The organism is Noviherbaspirillum sp., assembly GCF_035944575.1.
GTDB lineage: Bacteria > Pseudomonadota > Gammaproteobacteria > Burkholderiales > Burkholderiaceae_D > Noviherbaspirillum.
Map to the genome: position 1 here is coordinate 1 of NZ_DASZBA010000035.1, position 17,465 is coordinate 17,465.

Below are 17,465 nucleotides of genomic sequence, written 5' to 3' on the forward strand. Positions count from 1 at the left end.
GGCCTCGGTGAAGCGCAGATCGCCGGCATGGATCCGCAGCACCGAACCCGGCTTGCCTTCGCCGAAATCAGCGACGCCATGCGGCCGGGACAGCAGCACCATATGAAAATTGGAGGGCGCATTGCGCAGCATGAAGCGCACCGCGTCTTTCACCGAAGGCTGGGTGATGAGATGGAAATCGTCCAGGAACAGGAACACTTCGCTGCCTTCTTCCGCGATGTGGTTAATGAGGTTCGAGATCAGCCGGTACCCCTGCAGCGCCTGCGTCGTGAAGCGCGCTGCGGGAAGCGTCTGCAGGGACTGGTCCTGGTATGCATAGCCAATGGAGAAGGCAAGGTATTGCAGGAAACGCGTCAGCTCATTGTCTTCCTGGTCCAGAGCGAGCCATCCCACGACGGCTCCTTTGGCTCGCAGCTCGCGGGCCCACACCGCGCCTATCGTCGTCTTGCCGAAACCGGAGGGGGCGCTGACCACGGTGAGCGACGTCTCTTCGATCGATGCCGCATGCCGCCCGAGCCGGGGTCGCGGCACCAGCTTTGCGCTTGACCTGGGCGGCCGCACTTTCGGCAGCAAAAGCGGCAGGTGGGTCGCGTCATGCATCACGGTACATTTCCTCGAAGTTGACATACGGGCTTCGCGCCTGATTGTAGTCGGTGGCCAAAAACCCGTTTTGATATGCCAAGCCGGCGCGCCGAAGCGGCTTCCGGCACCACGTCCCGTTCCTATGATTGAGCATTCTTGTCTCCGGTTAGTTCGCCATGGCTTTTCTGCAAGCATCGCACCGTACGTCACGTATCCCCCAAATGGGGGATACGGCTAACTTCCGGCATTGAAAGCAGGCGCTCCCCCTTCCGGGGGATGTTCTTTTTTTGTGGGGTCAACATAATCAAGCTTCACAATCGATGTTGCATAGACCTCCTCGCGTGGCACCGCATCATCGCCCCGCAGGGCCATGATTCCGGCATTCCGCTGTGCGCCGGTATAGCGATTTGCTGCGGATGCTGCGGCCGATGCCGGGCGTCCGATTCTTCAAGCATGTGCAGGATTTATTACTAATTTTTCATTAAAGGAGCAAACCCGACCAGATCGCAATACCGGGTGCAACGCACCAAAACCATCACTAGTTCATACCAATAATTCGGAGACAAGAATGATGATTCAAAAAACGGTTGGCACAAAGCCAACTGCGTTCCCACGCGCCGGCATTCGTGCCATGAAAGCCGGCCTGTTCGCCACCGCCCTGCTCTGCTCCTATGGCGCACAAGCACAGGTTGCGGTATTCCAGGAAAACTTTTCCGCCGGCCTCGGCAACTTTACCTCGACTGGTACCGTAAGCACCAGCACCGGCGCTGCGCGCCTGGAAGGTTGCTATGGCTGCACCGACGGCGCCATTACCTCCAACCCGATCAACACCCAAAACTTCACCGGCCTGAGCGTCAGCTTCGACCGGGTAACCTCCGGCCTTGATACAGGCGAAGCCGGTATCGCGGAATACTCCACTAACGGTACAACCTGGACCACGCTTGAATCAACCCGCGCCACCACCAACGGCCGTGTTACCTTCAACCTCCCGACAGCAGCAGAAGGCCAGACTGCATTGCGCCTTCGCTTCCGCGTCGATGGCAGCCTGAGCAGCGAAACTTACACCGTCGACAACATCCAGCTGACCGGAAACAGCGGCACAGGCACGCCGACCAACCCGTTTGCCAGAGGCCCGAACCCGACCAACACTTCTCTGGAAGCCAGCGTCGGCCCGTTCACCTATGCCACGACCACCGTGTCCTCGTACGCTGCCAACGGTTATAACGGCGGCACCATCTATCACCCGACCAACGTGGCCGGACCGTTCGCCGCGATCGCCATTTCCCCAGGCTACACCGGCACGCAGTCCACGATGAGCTGGTGGGGCCCGCGCCTGGCATCGCATGGTTTCGTGGTCATCACGATCGATACCAACTCGATCTATGACCAGCCATACCAGCGCGCTCCGCAGCTCATGGCAGCCTTGAACCAACTGGTGCAGTACAGCAATACCAGCTCGCATCCGATTTATCGCAAGGTGGATCCGAATCGCCTCGGCGTGATGGGCCACTCGATGGGTGGTGGCGGCTCGCTGATCGCCGCACGCGACAATCCGACGTTGAAGGCGGCAATCCCGCTGGCACCATGGAACAGTAGCGACAACTTCTCGACGATCCGTGTCCCCACCATGATCATCGCCTGCGAGAACGATTCGATCGCGCCTGTCTCCAGCCACGCATCGCCGTTCTATAACAGCATCCCGTCGACGGCCACGAAGAAAGCCTTCATGGAGATGAACAACGGCGATCACTTCTGCGTCATGAACGGCGCCAACGAGTACTACCCGAAGATGGGCAAGTACGCGGTGTCATGGATGAAGCGCTTCATGGACAACGACACGCGCTACAGCCCGTTCCTCTGCGGCACGCCGCATCAGGCCGATCTGTCGAGCTCGCTGATCTCCGAGTATCGCGAGAACTGCCCGTACTAAGCTGATCCGCCTCACCGGCATGTAAGCATCCATGCCCATGCCATAGTGGAGCCGGCGCGACTGCGCCGCGCTCCACTGTGCTTTTCCATCGCATGCGGAGACTCAGTCATGAAATTGCATATCGTGTTGCCGTTTCTTCTTGCACCGATTGCCGGCGTATTGATCGGGGTGCAGATTTTCGAAGGAACGGAGGATGCCGCCGGCATGCGCGGCAGTGAAAAAAATAGCAGCGTCCAGACGCAGCCCGCCGGACAACAGGCGAGCGGCCTTCCTCAGGCATCAACCGCATCCGGCAGCGGGCAGGCCCCGACCGGTTTCGCATTCGCCGACCTCATGTCCATCATGCGCAAGGGCGGACCAGGCGTCTCCGCGCCCGCGCTGCAGACATCCTTCGAAGCGACCCTGCAGCAACCGCCCGGCGAAAACAAAACCCGCGCCATGCAGAGCGCATTCAACGCGTGGGTAATCGAAGCACCGGCGGAAGCGCTGGCCCACATGGATAGCATTCCCGCCGAGGAGCGCCAGACGATCGTCGCCAATGCATTGGCGGCCCTGGCGCAGCAGCGCCCCGAGACATTCGCCAGCTACTCCAAGGCAATCGGACAGGAAACCGGCACGGTGATCGCCGCGACACTCGGCGCGATGTCGGAAAGCAATCCGGCCGAGGCGCTGGCCTGGATTGCCCAGTATCCAAACCTCGATGCGAAAGGCGAACTGACCGCCGTCGTTCTGCCGGGATTGATCCGCAGCAATGTCGCACTTGCCGCACAGACTGTGGCATCGATGACCGACCGCGCACCGGTCTCGCTGATCCAGCAGGTGGCGGTGTCCTATGCGCAGCATGACCCCGCGCAGGCTTATCAGTGGGTCAACCAGGTCATACAGGAACGCTCCGATGCTTCCCCGGCGCAACTGCTGAATCATGTCAGCAGCAGCCTTGCGGCCAGCAATCCTGCGGAAGCGGCCAAGTACCTGAACCGTACCGACGACCCCGCCGTCAGAAAGAGCCTGATGAGCGAAATCGCCATACGCCAGGGACAGGAAAGCCTGACGACGGCATGGAACTGGCTTAGCCAGTACAACAGCGATCCGCTCTATGCCGAGGCGGCGCAGGACTTGCTGTATCGCTGGTCGTACACCAAGCCGGAGGAAGTCGCCCGCATTCTTCCGACCCTGACCAACCAGGAATTGCAGGCGGCGGCGGGAACCCGGCTCTCGTTATTCTGGCAACAGCGTGACCAGGCGTCCTACCAGGCCTGGCTCGCATCGCTTCCGCCAGGCAGCCTGAAAGAGGCGGCAACCCTGGCGCAATAGTCGCGACGGCCGGCGCGCCGGGCGGGCCGCTTTTCCGGCGGCCGGTTGATCCAGCCAAATCCGTGCGGACGGATGTTTGCTATGCTTTTCGCAGGCGGCGCGTCGAAGCGCGGCATACGAAAGGACAGGCCATGGAGTTTGAAGTGATCACCGTCGCCGTCGATACGACGGCGCAGCCCTACCGCATCGGGGAAATCCGCAACGAGCGCATCGACACGACGAATCCCGATAGTCCGTTCACCGGCTGCACTACGATACAGGACATGGAATTTGCCTATGAACGGTACTGCAACTATCGGGAGGACCCGGATGTGGTGAGCGATCCGGCGAGGAAGGTGAAGGTGTTGTCGGTGAATCCGGTATTCGCGGCATAGCGCGGCATACCGGATTCACCGGTTCAAGAGACAGTCAGATCCAGGATTCCCGCACCAGCGGATCGTCCCGGTCGCTGCGCTCAAGGCGGAACAGCCCCTTGGGCAACTTGCTGCGCACGTCGATCAGCGTGTCGCCGATCACGACATCGCCGGTGGGCCGGTTCAGGTGCAGCCGCCGCGCGACGTACTTGTCCGGGTAGTCAGGCGGCGCCTCGTACACCACCCAGATGGAATCGTCGTCAATATCGTTTGAATCACTCATTGCTTCTCCGGTTGATGACCGCCGCGCGCATGCTGGCACAGGCGCGCGGACCGATCGGTTTGCATCGTTGATAACGCCCTTGCCTTCCTGGCAAGCGCAAGAATTCAGTCCTGCCGTATGGCTTCGTTGGCGACCGCTTCACCGCTCGCATTGTAGAGTATCCGCGTGTCCATCCGGCCGTCATGGTCGGTGTCGCGTTCCTCGGCATGCAGTTTGCCCAGCCTGAAATAGTCGATACGCCGCGGCAGGCCGCTCACCGGATGAAGATACTCGACCGACTGCAGCACGCCGTGCCGGTAGCTGGAACGCAGGTCATGAAAGCCGTCGCCGTCGGTATCGGTTTCGCGCCGGTGGAGCTGGCCGGCGCGGAAGGTTTGGCGCGATTCGAACCTGCCGTTGAAATCGTCGTCCGACACGGCCGACTCGAGGATGCCGTTGGTGCCGTATGCGGTGATGTAATCGACCTTGCCGTCAAGGTTGCGGTCCGCCTCGGTTTTCACCGGTCGGCCGGCGGGCGAGTAAGCACGGTGCTCATCGGGCACGCCGTCGAAATTGTGATCAATCCCGTCAATCGTGACCGGCGTCCGGTAATACCCGTAGGCACAGATCAGGCCGGCAATCACCCCTGCAGCGAACATGCCGAGCCGTCGGCCACCGCTGGCGGGCGCGGATTCATGAACTTGCGCCGGCTGGGCCGCGTCCCATTCATCGACGATCGCCTTGGCCGCTTCGTAGTCCTGCTCCGCCACCATCACCCTGACCAGCCCGGCCGCAGGCAATTCGCCGATACCGCCTTGCAGGTATTCGCCGTCGACCCGGCCTGACAGCCCTTTCTGCTCCAGCAGATGGAGAATCATGTACGCCTCGACGGCATTGGATGCCTGATAGAGTGGTGTCATCGAATGGGGATGGCGGTTGAGGTTAGATCCGATGGTAAATGAAATCGCATTGCAATAGTCGAGGTCCATCAAACATGAACGACGAATTCAATCTGCAGCGCTTCATCGATGCGCAGCAACCGGTGTATGACAGGGTAAGCGCCGAGCTGCGCGCCGGCAGGAAACAGAGCCACTGGATGTGGTTCATCTTCCCGCAGATAGAGGGGCTGGGCCACAGCTCGACGGCGCGCCTCTACGCAATCTCGTCGCTGGCCGAAGCGTCGGCCTACCTGCGCCATCCGCTGCTGGGCAAGCGGCTCAGGGAATGCGCCGCCCTAGTGGCAGCGGTGGAAGGCCGCACGGTCGCGGAAATCTTCGGGTACCCCGACGACATGAAATTCCACTCGTCGATGACGCTGTTCGCCCATGCGGCACCGGAGGAAGCGGTGTTTCAGGAATGCCTGGATAAGTATTTTGCAGGAAACCAGGATTCGTTGACGTTGGCGCGGTTGGGCGTGTGACCTCGTACGAAGTTCTGCACGGATCGAGGGTTACACCAAATTTTGTGTTCGCTTACGTCTGCAAGGTAAAGAATGATCAACTCCCTCCTCTTCAAGAGGAGGGTCAGGGTGGAGATGGTGTGGCCGTTTATCCCCTTTTAGCGACGCCAAAAGTGCCCCGGTCAAAACGGATAAAGAAGCGAAATCTGTCTGAGCCGCAGGCGAGTTTATTTCGCTTCCCGCTTCGGCATGCCTGCTTTTGGGTACCCGCGCAGCGGGCGTCGACTGGGGGTCGCCGTCTTTTGCTTACTTTTCTTGGCGAGACAAGGAAAGTGAGTGGCCCGCCGGGGCCAGTCCCGGCTAGTCTCTTCGGAGAACTCACGGCGTTGTATCATCGGAGACACTCCGCAACTCTGGATTCCCGCCTCCGCGGGAATGACAGGCTGATGGATTACCGGGGACACTCCGTAGTTCCAGATTTTCGTCTTTACGACAACGACAAAGCCCTCAAGTCTCATCCGCCCTCTGCACCGGGTGCGTCACCAACCGATACACATAAATCCCCGCAATCAAAATCAACACCCCCTTCGACACCGGATCAAGATACTCCGCGACACGCTCATACTGCGAATTCAGGATGAACCCCGCCGCAGTAAGCACGCCTGTCCACAACAGCGACCCGGCGATCGAAAAGGCGAGAAACGGCGCCATGCGCATGCGATTGATGCCTGCAGGAACGGAAATCAGGGTACGAATCGCCGGGATCAGGCGGCCGAAGAACACCACGGCACGGCCATGCCGTTCGAAGCGATGCATCGCCGTATCGACATCATCGGGTGAGACGGTCATCCAGCGGCCATGCCGGGATGCGAGCCGCTTGATCCGTTCCAGGCCGAACCGCTTGCCCGCGTAATACCAAGGCAGCGCGCCGATCACCGAGCCTAGCGTCCCGGCAAGCACCACGAGCACGACGTTCATGTCGCCGCGGGCAGCGGAAAATCCCGCAAGAGGCATGATCAATTCGGACGGGATGGGCGGAAAAAGATTTTCCAGCGCCATCAGCAGAAAGACGCCGGCATAACTTCCCTGCTGAACGATATTGACGATGAACTCAAACAACTTGCGGTTTCTCCTCTGCGCATGCCGGCAGGCGGCGTAACCCCACGCGGCTATGCGGTCGGGTAAGTGGTTGGAATGGGCAGGTCTTCGTCACCAGGTTCGGACTGCGGATTGTCCTGCGGCGGCTGGCCATCCTTTCCATTGCTGGCATTCTGATCGCGGCGCTCGGTTTCCTGCGGCGGCAAGCCGAGGCCGAAGTCGGCGGCGGCGCTGCCGCCATCGGTGTCCGGGGCACGCTTCGGACTGGGTGCGGATTGCAGATCGTTCGGCATGATCATCCTTCAATGCAATGGGAAAAGACATTTTTTCAATGTCTATGAAAGAGTGATCGGTTTAAGACAAGTTCCCATGCGATGCCCTGCTGCAATGAACGGCATTGCGACTGACTTTCATCTTCGCAATTAAGTCCTGCAGTTAAGATCGGTCAATTTGCACTGCATTACAAATCCGATAATGGAATACAAAACCGTGCATGGCATGGCTGCATGCCAGCGATCAACCTTCGGAGGGAAATACAGGCATGAAAAATCTGTCCAGATGCATTGTTTTGTTGCTGGCCGCGAGCGCCGTCTCCGCGCAGGCATGCAGTGCGCGTCAGCCGGAAGCCTTGCCGGCGTTCTTCGAGACCTTTATCAACGACAAGGATTTTGCGATCAGCCGCACCATTTACCCATCGGCGCGCGTTCGTTTCCAGTACGGGATGGAAAACGGCAAGCAGGAAATCATCGAAACGCGCCGCACCGCCTCCAGGCGTGACGATATGAAGTACCCTGCCCTGGGCGACTATATCCGCACGACCGGCATCGAATCGGAACTGCAACAGAAGACGCCGACCAGCGCGGTTGCGCGGCTGTCGCGGCCGGGCACGTCCACGCTGGTGACATACCATTTTCTGCTGGCGAACGGCTGCTGGTTTCTGCGTGAAATCCAGGACCACGCATTGTAGAAAACGGCATCAATTGCCGTTGCTTCGCGCCTCGTCCGTCGTGTTCCATGACGCGTCGTACAGATAATCATCCGGCAGCCCAAGCCGGCGGCATGACTGCACCGCCGGCCCGGACCGCAGCACGATCCGGTCGACAGTCGATCCGGCGCGCTCGATGATGGTCCGCTGCCATGGGCGCAGATCCCATGCATTGCCCAATTCAAGCCGGTCCCTCGCCCACAGTGGCACCAGTCCGACGGCGGCCTTGATGAGCCAGTCCTGAAGCATCGACATCGGCCCGGGCAGCAATGCGACCCGCTGCATGATGCGAAGGAATTCAAACACGATCGCGGAGCGCTCCAGCCTGCCTGCCGTCGCCTCGAACAACAGGTCGAGTTCCCTTTCCGAAGCCGGCGGCCCGAGCGCGCCGTACAACAATGACGTGGTCTTTCCCTCACGGTAATACGCATCGCGCGCGTCCTCGGAAAGCGGCCTCACGTAAGTGTGATACGCCTGCAGGAAACCGAAGCTGGCAGTGGCGTGAACCCAGTCGAGCAGTTCGGGATCGTCGGCGCTGTACGGTTGTCCGGCCGGCGTACTGCCGCGCACGCGTCCATGCAAGCGCACCACGCCGGCGATCATGGCCTCGGTGCGGCTACGCGGGCCGTACACCGTCATCATGGCCGCCAGTCCGGTGCGCTTCAGGCGCCGCAGCGGATCGTCGCGGAAACTGGTGTGCTCCCAAACGCCGGTACGCACACGCGGTTCGGCCAGTTCGAGGATGACCGCGGCGACGCCGCCGATAAACAAGGACAAGGGATTCTTGAACAGCCGCCACGATACCGAATCATGAGGCAGCAGCGCCGGCTCCCCCGGCGGCGCGGCGAAGTCGATGCCGGCGCCGGCGCCCGGATCGAGAAAGTCGCTGGCGGCGGCCTCCAGCCGGCGCTGCAGCGGTGACGGAAGCAGGATGGCGGAAGAGGATGGCATCGCGCCGGGGAGGGTTAAAACGACGAACCGGGCTGGGCAAGGAAAGCTGCCTCTTCCGGGGTGGAGGTCCGGTCGAGCAGGCGGTTGCGGTGCGGGAAGCGGCCGAACCGGTCGATGATGATCTTGTGGCGCCGCGCGAAATCGAGAAAGCCGTCGAAGGTTGCCTTCGCATCCGGCGCCGACTGCGCGACAAGCGACTGGAAGAGTTCGACCGCCTGCGCCTGGTCGGCGACGGATTCGGAATGTTCCAGGGGAAGATAGAAGAAGACCCGTTCGATCGGCCGCAACATCGCATCCTCGCCCAGCGCGAGTCCTTCCCTGCACCATGCGCGGGCGAGCGCGTCGAAGGCGAATGCCTTGCCGCTGTCGCGGTAGATGTTTCTCGGAAACTGATCGGTCAGAAGGATGAGGGCCAGACGTCCTTCCGGTGTCGCTGCCCATCCGTCCAGTTCGCGCTGTCCGGCCTGGACGACCATGGCTTCGAAGCGTTCACGGATGAGCGCATCCGTCTCCGGATTCTTCGACCACCACAGTGACGACTTGTCGGCCGCGACCGCGGCATCGCTGTTGTTATCGCCGAACCAGAAGCGGCGGATGCTATCGGGTGTTTCCATCAATTCTGCAAGGATAGTGGTTAAGTTTGATCCGCCCGGGACTTGGCCGCCGGATGCCGCTCATCGCGATGCATTTCGGCCGAAAGGCGGTGTGTGTGCGCATTCTTGCACAAACACACCGCCTACCTTGGACCGGACCATCGTTACCTGCCGGCGCAAGGAAAGCTCATTACTTCTCGGGCAGCACCACGGTATCCACAATATGAATCACACCGTTGTCCGCCACGATATCGCTCTGGATGACCGACGCGCCTTCGACTTTCACCAGGCCGTTATCCGATTGCAGGCTGATGGTTCTGCCTTCGATGGTTTGCGTCTTGCCCGGCTTGATTTCCGTCACCACAATTTTTCCCGGGACGATATGGTCCGATACGAACTTTGTCGCGGTTTCCTTGTTGGACAGGAGCGTCTTTTTCACATCCGGAGACAAGCGGGCCATTGCCGACTCGGATGGCGCAAAGATGGTGAACGGGCCCTTGTTCCTGAATGTTTCGTTCAGGCCTGCCAGATTGATTGCATCGACGAAGGTACGTATTTCGGGCGAGCGTTCCGCGGTCTTCACCAGGTCGTCGGCAATTGCCGAACCTGACGTGGTCAGCGCTAGTGCAACAAGCAAATGTTTTGTCTTCATGATGACTCCTTTAAGGAAGACAACCTCCTGAGTGTTCACCGGAAGCGTCCTGACAGTGCCGTTGTATTAAGGCACTCGATTTCCCGGCTGCCTGTGATGGGGCCGAATCATGTGAGAAAAGTTCAACCAATTTCCGGAAGGACATCTTCACGCCCGTTGCAATACGCCATCCGCATGCGTAATACCACCACGGTTTGATCCAGTCGACATATCGGCTAGCCGGCGCCGAACGCTGCACGCGCCTTATGGTCATACTGACATGAAACGAACTCTCAAAGTGGCGTTGGGATTGCTGCTCGGCCTGGTAGCCCTGCTGCTGCTCATCATCGCCTTGCTTGGTTCAATGAACTGGAACCAGGCCAAACCATGGATTTCCGAGAAGGTCAGTCAGGCGACCGGGCGCTCATTCTCCATTGACGGCGACCTGTCGCTGCAATGGGAAAAACCCGGACAGCAACAGGAAGGCTGGCGCCGCTTCATATCGTGGCCGCATCTGCGCGTGCAGGGCGTGACGGTCGGCAATCCCGAATGGGCCAGCACCGGCCCCACCATGGCACGCATCGAGCAGATCGACGTCACGCTCAATCCCCTTGCGCTGCTGCAAAAGCGCATCCACATCTCGTCGCTGAAAGTGAGCGCCCCGGAATTGGTGCTGGAACGCGACAAGGACGGCCGCAATAACTGGACGTTCACCAAAAAAGATGAAGAGCCCTCCAACTGGAAACTCGAACTGGACAACCTGATGCTCGACCGCGCCAAGGTCAGGCTGGTCGATGCCACCAAGCATGCGGACGTCACCGCCACGGTCGACAGCCGGACCGACGGCGAAGAAGGGATCAACTGGAAGCTGGCCGGGGAATTCGACGGTGAAAAGGTAAGCGGCGGCGGCAAGGCCGGCGCACTCCTGTCGCTGCGCGAGCGCGGCGTGGAATTTCCGATCGATGCGGAAGTGGTCGTCGGCGATACCGAGATCAACGCCAAGGGCACCCTCACGGAACCGGCGCATCTGAGTGCGCTGGACCTCCAGCTCAACATCAAGGGCGCCAGCATGGCCCTGCTCTATCCATTGACCGGCATCCTGCTGCCGGAAACGCCGAAATTTTCCACCTCCGGCCGGGTAGTCGGCACATTGGGCGCGGACAATACCAAGCTGCGCTATGAGAAATTTGTCGGCCGGGTCGGCTCCAGCGACATCGGAGGCACGCTCGAATACATACACCGCGAACCGCGTCCCCTGCTGAGCGGTGATGTGACGTCGAAGAATCTGAAGATCGACGAATTGACCGCCCTGTTCGGTCCCAAGAACGAAGAACGCGAGAAACGCGGCATCAAGGTCAAGCAGCCGCCCGACAAGGTATTGCCGGTCACGCCGTTCCAGACCGACCGCTGGAACAAGGTGGACGCCCAGGTCCGCTTCACCGGACAGAAAATCATCCGCGCCGAAAGCCTGCCGCTGGACAACGTCTCGGCCACCGTCGAGATGAAGAACGGAATTTTGACCCTGGCGCCGCTGAAGTTCGGCGTCGCCGGCGGCCAGATCACGTCGCAGCTGCAGATCGACAGTACCAGCAAGCCTGTCAAGGCGCAGATGACGATGACCGCGCGCCGGCTGAAACTCAAGCAGATGTTCCCGAAAGTGCAGTCGATGCGGGCCAGCTTCGGTGAAGTCAATGCCGATGCCAAGCTGACCGGCGCCGGCAATTCATTTGCCGCCCTTCTTGGGTCGTCGAACGGCGAAGTGAAGTCGGTGGTTACGGAAGGCAGCATCAGCAAGGTGATCCTGGAAGCGATGGGACTGAATCTCGGCAGCGTGGTTGTCGCGCAGTTGTTCGGCGACCGTCAGGTGCAGCTCAATTGCATGGCTGCCGATTTCGCCGTTACCGACGGGCTGATGCAGACGAAGACCTTTGTGGTCGACACCCAGGATGCGACCATCAATGTCGACGGCAAGGTCAACTTCGCCAAGGAAGCGCTGGACCTGAACATCAAGCCCGAAAGCAAGGGCGTGCGCATCATTTCGCTGCGCTCTCCGCTGTATGTGAGCGGCACGTTCAAGGACCCGGATGTCGGCGTGGATAAGGGCGCGGTGGCGATGAAAGCCGGCGCGGCGGTGGTACTGGGTACCGCGGTTGCGCCGCTGGCCGCGTTGCTGGCGCTGATCAACCCGGGGCCGGGCGAGGAAGCGCCGTGTCCGGCCCTGCTGGCGCAGGCGCAGAAAAAACCGGAGGCGCCGCCGCCCGGGAAATCGGCGCGCAGCAATAATTAGGAAAGTGCTCTAGACGCTTTGCAGCGCCTGCTGCAATTGGATGAGGGTGTACGGCTTCGCCAGGGTTACCGATGAAAGATTGTGCGGTGTCTGGACGGTTTCGCCGTGACCCGAGGCGAAGATGATTTTCATCGAGGCGTCCGCCGCCGCGGCAGCTTCGGCCAGCTCGACGCCGCTCATGCCGGGCAGGCCGATATCCGTCAATAATACGTCGATGCCACCGTGCGACAGCCGCTGCAGCGCATCCTCCGCATTCGCCGCCGGATGGGGATGATGGCCGAGAATGCCGAGCATTTCGCACAGCAACATGCGCATATCGTTATTGTCCTCGACCACCAGTATCTCCCGTCTCCGTGTCGCCGGCAGAAGCGGGTCGCCGGCGGCGTCCTCTTCAACCGGAGGCGTCAGCGCGGAAATGGGAATCGGCCTTGCGGTCGGCGTCTCCATGGGGCGCTGGCCCTGCCTGTGGAACAGCATGCTGCGGATGCGGATCGCCAGTTGTTCGCGACGGTACGGTTTGCTGAGCAGCTGCAGGTCGGCGTCGAGACGACCATCCTGCGTGATGACGTCGCGGGTGTAGCCGGAAGTGAACAATACGGCGATGCCGGGAACCATCTGTTTCGCGCGGGCGGCCAGTTCGGGGCTTTGCACCGGCCCCGGCATCACCACATCGGTGAACAGCAGGTCGATGGATTCGCCGCTTGCCAGTGCATCGAGCGCCTCCCTGCCGTCCTGCGCCTGCAATACCCGGTAACCGAGTTCGGTCAGCATGCCGACCACGACGCCGCGCACGCCGGCATCGTCTTCGACGACCAAGATGGTTTCCGAGCCGCCGATGACGGTCTGGCTGGTAACGACCGACATATCGGTCTCCGGGTCGTCCGACGCCGGAAGATAAATTTTCACCATCGTGCCGTGACCGACTTCGCTGAAGATGCGAATATGCCCGCCGCTCTGCTTGACGAAGCCGTAGGCCATGCTGAGGCCGAGGCCGGTTCCCTGCCCTTCCGGCTTGGTGGTGAAGAAAGGTTCGAATGCATGTTCCAGCACTTCGGGCGTCATGCCGGAACCGGTATCGGAAATGGCGAGTGTCACATACCGGCCGGGCGGCAGTTCCGGACCGGGCACGGTGTCGGTGTCGCTGTCAGTGCCGGCATCAAGATATTCGCTGCCTGCCTCGATGGTGAGGCTGCCTTGTCCCTGCATCGCATCGCGGGAATTGAGCGCGAGATTGAGAATGACGTTTTCAAGCTGGTACGGGTCGACCAGGGTATTGAGCATCACCGGGGCAATGATGGTGTGGATCTCGATGGATTCTCCCAGTGCCCGCCGCATCAGTTCATCCATGCTGCGCGTCATGCGGCCGAGGTTGACCACTCTCGGCTGCAGCGGTTGGCGGCGCGCGAATGCCAGCAGCTGCGACGATAGTTTGGCGCCGCGGTCCACCGCCTTCATGGCGCCGTGGATCAGCGCGGCAGCCTGCTCGTTGCCACCGGTGCGCAGCTCCAGCAACTGGAGGTTGCCGCCGATGATCTGCAGCGCATTGTTGAAGTCGTGCGCAACGCCCCCGGTCAGCTTGCCCACCGCCTCCAGTTTCTGTGCATGATGCAGCGCGGTGCGTGCCTCTTCCAGTTGCTGCAGCCGTTCGGCCTCGCGCTCCTCGGCCTGCTTGCGGGCGGTGATGTCGGAGTGGGTGCCGATCATGCGCAGGGCATTGCCATCCCGGTCACGGCTGACGACCATGCCGCGCGACAGAACCCATTTCCAGCTGCCGTCCTTGCACAGCAACCGGTGTTCGCTGGCATACGACGGACTCCTGCCTTCCAGGTGGGCGGCAAGGATGGAGGTGACCCGCTGCTTGTCAGCAGGATGGGTGAGCCGGTCCCATTCGGAGGCTTCTGGTGCGATGTCGTCATCCGCATAGCCGAGCATTTTTTTCCATTGCCTCGTGTAAAGCACTTGGCCGGTGCGGATGTTCCAGTCCCAGACGCCGTCCCCTGCTCCTTCCAGCGCGTATTTCCAGCGTGATTCACTGGCCCTGAGTTCGTTCGTCATTGCGGTGGCCAGCGCAAGTGCGCGCCGCCTTCCGGTGGCAAGCACCCAGACCAGGGTTCCGAGCAACAGGCTGATCCCGGCACCGGTGAGTGCGATGAAACGCGGCTTTTCGGTATCGATACGCGCTTCGAAAGCGGGAGTGGATTCGATCGACAGCACCCACGGGCGTCCGGCAATGAGGAGCCGCCTGGTCTGGCTGAACAGCGGATCGGCCGACCGGCTGCCGGACTCGAACAGCTTTGCCGCCTCGGTCATTGCATTGCCGTCGTAGATCTGCAGGCGCAGATCGGCCAGCCGTTGTCCGCCGAGGTTGGCCATCAGGTCGTCCATCCGGAAAGGGCCGCCGACCCAGCCGATGATGTTCGCGCGGCGTTGCTCGATTGTGTCCGCAGGCATGCCGGCCCGGTACAACGGAACATACATCACGAATCCGGCCTGCGAACGCTCCGCCCGTTCCTGGATCAGCTTGAGCTTGCCGGACAGGGCGGCGTTGCCGGTATCGCGGGCGCGCGCCATCGCGGCCTGGCGGATCGGTTCGGAAAACATGTCGAATCCCAGCGCGCTGGGATTCAGTCCCGTCAGCGGCTCGATATGGCTGATCGATGAATAGATCTCGCGCTCGCCGGCCGGCCGGATCGCGTAGTCGGAAAAGCCCAGCTCACGGATGGCAGCCACATGCCGGTCCTTGTCGGCGGGCAGGACGATCTGCGACAGGGCAATGCCCTGGATGCCCGGATAATGCCTTTCCAGCCGCAGCGTTTCGACATAGGCGCGGAAGCGCTCATGGCTCACATCCGTCGATCCTCCCAGGAAACCCTTGGTGCCCCGCAGCACCTGTTCATAGGTGCCCATGCGCTGCTCGATCCGTTCAGCGGTCTCGAGAACGCGAAAATCGAAATCCGCCCGCAGCTCTTTCATCGCTTCCACATGGGCGCTTCGCCACAGGCCGTAGGTGGTAGCGAACGACAGAAGAAAGATCAGCAGCGCAAGCAATTGCGGCAGAAGGCCTTCCCTGCCCTTGGCCGGGCGGGATGCGGAACGGTGGTCGTTTGCTGGCGTAGCGGCAGGAGAATTACGGGGCATTGTTCTCCGGCAAAAATCTGCCTGGTGAAATTGATGTAAGCGGGGGTGCGCGGAGTGCAGTTTAACAGCCCGGCAGGAGGCATGTACCGCCTGGAATCACGCTTCCGAATTCGTCCTCAGGTCCGTTCTGACAGCGGCAGGCTGGTTTGCGTTCGGTTCAGGATCGGGAAATGCCGCCATCACGCAGTTGCGCCCTCCTTCCTTACCCCGGTACAGCGCCTCGTCGGCGGCGCTGAAGAGCCTTTCCGCCTCTCGCGCATCGCCCGGGAAGCTGGCGACGCCAAATGTAGCGGTGACCTGGCATGGCAGCTGCCTGTCATGCATGATGTGCAGGCGGCTGAATTCTTCGCGGAGCCGGTCCGCCTTCGCGAAAGCGGCCTCCTTTCCGCAGTCGGGAAGGATCAGGACGAATTCCTCGCCGCCGTAGCGGCACGGCACATCGCTTTCGCGAACGCTGCGCCTGACATGCTGGGAGCATGCTTTCAGCACTGCGTCGCCGGCCTCGTGGCCGTGGGTGTCATTCACTCTCTTGAAATGGTCGAGGTCGTACACGATCAGGGACAGCGGCACGCCCGTGCGGGTCGCGCGCGCCAGTTCCCGTTGCAACGTCTCTTCCATATAGCGGCGATTGAACAAGCCGGTCAGCGCATCCATGATGGATTGTTCGCGCAGGATCTGCCGCAGTTGCGCATTCGACAAGGCCAGTGCGACCTGTTCCGAGATCGGCAAGGCCAGGTCTTCCAGCTTGCGGTCGATGACCGAGGATTCGCTTCTCACCTGCGTCGGCGCTTCGATATAGATAAGGCCCAGCACCTGCCCCTGCGCCGTGAGCGGCAGGCAGAGCCGCCTGAGCTGTTCATCACCGGCTTCGCCGGCGTAATGCGGGCAGCAGAGATCGTCCGGTTGCGATGTCGCGTGCGGCTGGCCGCGCCGCAATGCCCAGCAGGTTTCAGGCTCGATATGGTTGCCGGCATGCCTGGGCTTGCCCCAGCTCCCGACATTTTCCATCAGGTTGCCGGAATGCCGCAGCATGTAAAGCGCGCCCGAGGTTCCGGAAAGCAGCTTGGGCAGGTACGTGACGATGACGTGAAACGCTTCGGGCAGCGTGATCTGCGATTCCAGGGCGCGCGCCATTTGGCCGAGCAGCATGACTTCCCTGTTGCGCCGTTCGAGTTCTTCCATGCCGGCGCCGAGTTTCTGGTTCAGGTTCTGATAGGACTGTGCGGCATGGCGCCCGGCCATGAGCGCGCGGAACAGGAAGTGCAGTGCGATGGAGAGCAGGAAAAGATTCGCGATGCCGGCCACCAGGCTGAGATTGGCGAGGGTTTCCACATGCTTTTCACGCTCGATGTCGAGGCGGTCGCGCTCGGCGGATTCTTCCTGCGCTACCGCGCTGACCGCCGTGCGGATACGATCCATGAAGTATTTGCCGTTGGCGCTGCTGATCACCGGCTCCACCGCCGCAAAGCCGCTCTTGCGGCGCACTTCGATCGTTTCCGCCATGGACTGCATCTTCAGTGCGGTGAAACTGATGACTTCCCTGCCGTAGACTTCCCAGCGCGGCTCGTCGGCGATGATCCGTTCCAGTTGCGGGATGTCCTTGCCGAGCTGGTTTACCGCGAGTTGATAAGGAAGCAGGAATTCCTCCTTGCCGGTAATGATGAACCCGCGCTGGCCGGTTTCGGCATCCTTGATCGTGGAAAGGAATTCATGGATGAATTCAATTCTTTTTCTGGAGGCTTCATGCCGTTCCTGCGCCGCGCCGGCCCAGGAAATCGATAGCCAGGGAATTGCCGCATTCACGGCCACCAACAGGAAAGCAAACAGGAAAGCCGCCTTGAATTTCCAATCAATACGCATAATTGATGCGGAACCGGCGTAGCGCCAGGCCGACTTTACAAAAGCAGACCTGCCAGTTTATCGCAATTGCAGGGAGGCAAAT

The 17,465-nt window shown here is 60.9% G+C and carries 16 protein-coding genes; 6 read left to right on the forward strand and 10 right to left on the reverse strand.

The features are described 5' to 3' along the window. Positions 1 to 600: AAA family ATPase (locus VGU61_RS02020; RefSeq protein ID WP_326857426.1), on the reverse strand; the 600-nt coding region annotated here is incomplete at its 3' end. 550 nt (positions 601 to 1,150) lie between these two features. On the opposite strand from VGU61_RS02020, the gene VGU61_RS02025 reads away from it, so the two are divergent. The 3 genes from VGU61_RS02025 (at position 1,151) to VGU61_RS02035 (ending at position 4,200) form a co-directional block, all read left to right on the forward strand. Further along, positions 1,151 to 2,512 (forward strand): alpha/beta hydrolase family protein, encoded by a 1,362-nt coding sequence (locus tag VGU61_RS02025; protein ID WP_326857427.1) that lies wholly within the window; start codon positions 1,151 to 1,153, stop codon positions 2,510 to 2,512. A gap of 108 nt (positions 2,513 to 2,620) precedes the next feature. After that, the gene (locus VGU61_RS02030; RefSeq protein WP_326857428.1) at positions 2,621 to 3,826 is read left to right on the forward strand and encodes a hypothetical protein; all 1,206 of its coding nucleotides are present in this window, start codon (positions 2,621 to 2,623) and stop codon (positions 3,824 to 3,826) included. A 131-nt stretch (positions 3,827 to 3,957) separates the two neighbouring features. Then, on the forward strand, positions 3,958 to 4,200 hold the full coding sequence (locus VGU61_RS02035) for a hypothetical protein (protein WP_326857429.1): 243 nt from the start codon (positions 3,958 to 3,960) through the stop codon (positions 4,198 to 4,200). A gap of 34 nt (positions 4,201 to 4,234) precedes the next feature. Here VGU61_RS02035 and VGU61_RS02040 read toward each other — a convergent pair whose 3' ends face one another. Further along, positions 4,235 to 4,462 carry a hypothetical protein gene (locus tag VGU61_RS02040; protein WP_326857430.1) on the reverse strand — a complete coding sequence of 76 codons (228 nt, stop codon included), beginning with the start codon at positions 4,460 to 4,462 and terminating at the stop codon, positions 4,235 to 4,237. 104 nt (positions 4,463 to 4,566) lie between these two features. Further along, entirely contained in the window at positions 4,567 to 5,361 is a 795-nt protein-coding gene (locus VGU61_RS02045) for a DUF2007 domain-containing protein (RefSeq protein ID WP_326857431.1), read from the reverse strand. 74 nt (positions 5,362 to 5,435) lie between these two features. On the opposite strand from VGU61_RS02045, the gene VGU61_RS02050 reads away from it, so the two are divergent. Then, positions 5,436 to 5,861, forward strand: coding sequence for a DUF1810 domain-containing protein (locus VGU61_RS02050; protein ID WP_326857432.1), 426 nt, complete (start codon positions 5,436 to 5,438; stop codon positions 5,859 to 5,861). 486 nt (positions 5,862 to 6,347) lie between these two features. Here VGU61_RS02050 and VGU61_RS02055 read toward each other — a convergent pair whose 3' ends face one another. Both VGU61_RS02055 and VGU61_RS02060 read right to left on the reverse strand, forming a co-directional pair. After that, positions 6,348 to 6,959 carry a DedA family protein gene (locus tag VGU61_RS02055; RefSeq protein WP_326857433.1) on the reverse strand — a complete coding sequence of 204 codons (612 nt, stop codon included), beginning with the start codon at positions 6,957 to 6,959 and terminating at the stop codon, positions 6,348 to 6,350. Between the two features lie 50 nt (positions 6,960 to 7,009). Then, positions 7,010 to 7,231 carry a hypothetical protein gene (locus VGU61_RS02060; RefSeq protein WP_326857434.1) on the reverse strand — a complete coding sequence of 74 codons (222 nt, stop codon included), beginning with the start codon at positions 7,229 to 7,231 and terminating at the stop codon, positions 7,010 to 7,012. Between the two features lie 248 nt (positions 7,232 to 7,479). On the opposite strand from VGU61_RS02060, the gene VGU61_RS02065 reads away from it, so the two are divergent. Then, positions 7,480 to 7,905: a hypothetical protein gene (locus VGU61_RS02065; RefSeq protein WP_326857435.1), complete on the forward strand. Its 426-nt coding sequence runs from the start codon at positions 7,480 to 7,482 to the stop codon at positions 7,903 to 7,905. A gap of 9 nt (positions 7,906 to 7,914) precedes the next feature. Here the strand turns inward: VGU61_RS02065 and VGU61_RS02070 are convergent, their stop codons facing one another. The 3 genes from VGU61_RS02070 to VGU61_RS02080 form a co-directional block, all read right to left on the reverse strand. After that, positions 7,915 to 8,874, reverse strand: coding sequence for an oxygenase MpaB family protein (locus VGU61_RS02070; RefSeq protein WP_326857436.1), 960 nt, complete (start codon positions 8,872 to 8,874; stop codon positions 7,915 to 7,917). Between the two features lie 14 nt (positions 8,875 to 8,888). Continuing rightward, entirely contained in the window at positions 8,889 to 9,488 is a 600-nt protein-coding gene (locus tag VGU61_RS02075) for a DUF924 family protein (protein ID WP_326857437.1), read from the reverse strand. 169 nt (positions 9,489 to 9,657) lie between these two features. After that, complete coding sequence (locus VGU61_RS02080; protein ID WP_326857438.1) at positions 9,658 to 10,119, reverse strand: fasciclin domain-containing protein; 462 nt, start codon at positions 10,117 to 10,119, stop codon at positions 9,658 to 9,660. Positions 10,120 to 10,378: 259 nt separating this feature from the next. On the opposite strand from VGU61_RS02080, the gene VGU61_RS02085 reads away from it, so the two are divergent. Then, positions 10,379 to 12,385 carry an AsmA family protein gene (locus tag VGU61_RS02085; protein ID WP_326857439.1) on the forward strand — a complete coding sequence of 669 codons (2,007 nt, stop codon included), beginning with the start codon at positions 10,379 to 10,381 and terminating at the stop codon, positions 12,383 to 12,385. A 9-nt stretch (positions 12,386 to 12,394) separates the two neighbouring features. On the opposite strand, the gene VGU61_RS02090 is transcribed toward VGU61_RS02085, so the two are convergent. Next, entirely contained in the window at positions 12,395 to 15,523 is a 3,129-nt protein-coding gene (locus VGU61_RS02090; RefSeq protein WP_326857440.1) for a CHASE domain-containing protein, read from the reverse strand. Positions 15,524 to 15,619: 96 nt separating this feature from the next. Continuing rightward, entirely contained in the window at positions 15,620 to 17,383 is a 1,764-nt protein-coding gene (locus VGU61_RS02095; protein WP_326857441.1) for a diguanylate cyclase, read from the reverse strand. Positions 17,384 to 17,465: the final 82 nt, after the last annotated feature.

Excerpts from the sequence above, each read along its gene's own strand:
- VGU61_RS02025 (WP_326857427.1), top strand. The coding sequence starts at position 1,151 with ATGATGATTCAAAAAACGGTTGGCACAAAGCCAACTGCGTTCCCACGC.
- VGU61_RS02030 (WP_326857428.1), top strand. The coding sequence starts at position 2,621 with ATGAAATTGCATATCGTGTTGCCGTTTCTTCTTGCACCGATTGCCGGC.
- VGU61_RS02035 (WP_326857429.1), top strand. The coding sequence starts at position 3,958 with ATGGAGTTTGAAGTGATCACCGTCGCCGTCGATACGACGGCGCAGCCC.
- VGU61_RS02040 (WP_326857430.1), bottom strand. The coding sequence starts at position 4,462 with ATGAGTGATTCAAACGATATTGACGACGATTCCATCTGGGTGGTGTAC.
- VGU61_RS02045 (WP_326857431.1), bottom strand. The coding sequence starts at position 5,361 with ATGACACCACTCTATCAGGCATCCAATGCCGTCGAGGCGTACATGATT.
- VGU61_RS02050 (WP_326857432.1), top strand. The coding sequence starts at position 5,436 with ATGAACGACGAATTCAATCTGCAGCGCTTCATCGATGCGCAGCAACCG.
- VGU61_RS02060 (WP_326857434.1), bottom strand. The coding sequence starts at position 7,231 with ATGCCGAACGATCTGCAATCCGCACCCAGTCCGAAGCGTGCCCCGGAC.
- VGU61_RS02065 (WP_326857435.1), top strand. The coding sequence starts at position 7,480 with ATGAAAAATCTGTCCAGATGCATTGTTTTGTTGCTGGCCGCGAGCGCC.
- VGU61_RS02070 (WP_326857436.1), bottom strand. The coding sequence starts at position 8,874 with ATGCCATCCTCTTCCGCCATCCTGCTTCCGTCACCGCTGCAGCGCCGG.
- VGU61_RS02075 (WP_326857437.1), bottom strand. The coding sequence starts at position 9,488 with ATGGAAACACCCGATAGCATCCGCCGCTTCTGGTTCGGCGATAACAAC.
- VGU61_RS02080 (WP_326857438.1), bottom strand. The coding sequence starts at position 10,119 with ATGAAGACAAAACATTTGCTTGTTGCACTAGCGCTGACCACGTCAGGT.
- VGU61_RS02085 (WP_326857439.1), top strand. The coding sequence starts at position 10,379 with ATGAAACGAACTCTCAAAGTGGCGTTGGGATTGCTGCTCGGCCTGGTA.
- VGU61_RS02090 (WP_326857440.1), bottom strand. The coding sequence starts at position 15,523 with ATGCCCCGTAATTCTCCTGCCGCTACGCCAGCAAACGACCACCGTTCC.
- VGU61_RS02095 (WP_326857441.1), bottom strand. The coding sequence starts at position 17,383 with ATGCGTATTGATTGGAAATTCAAGGCGGCTTTCCTGTTTGCTTTCCTG.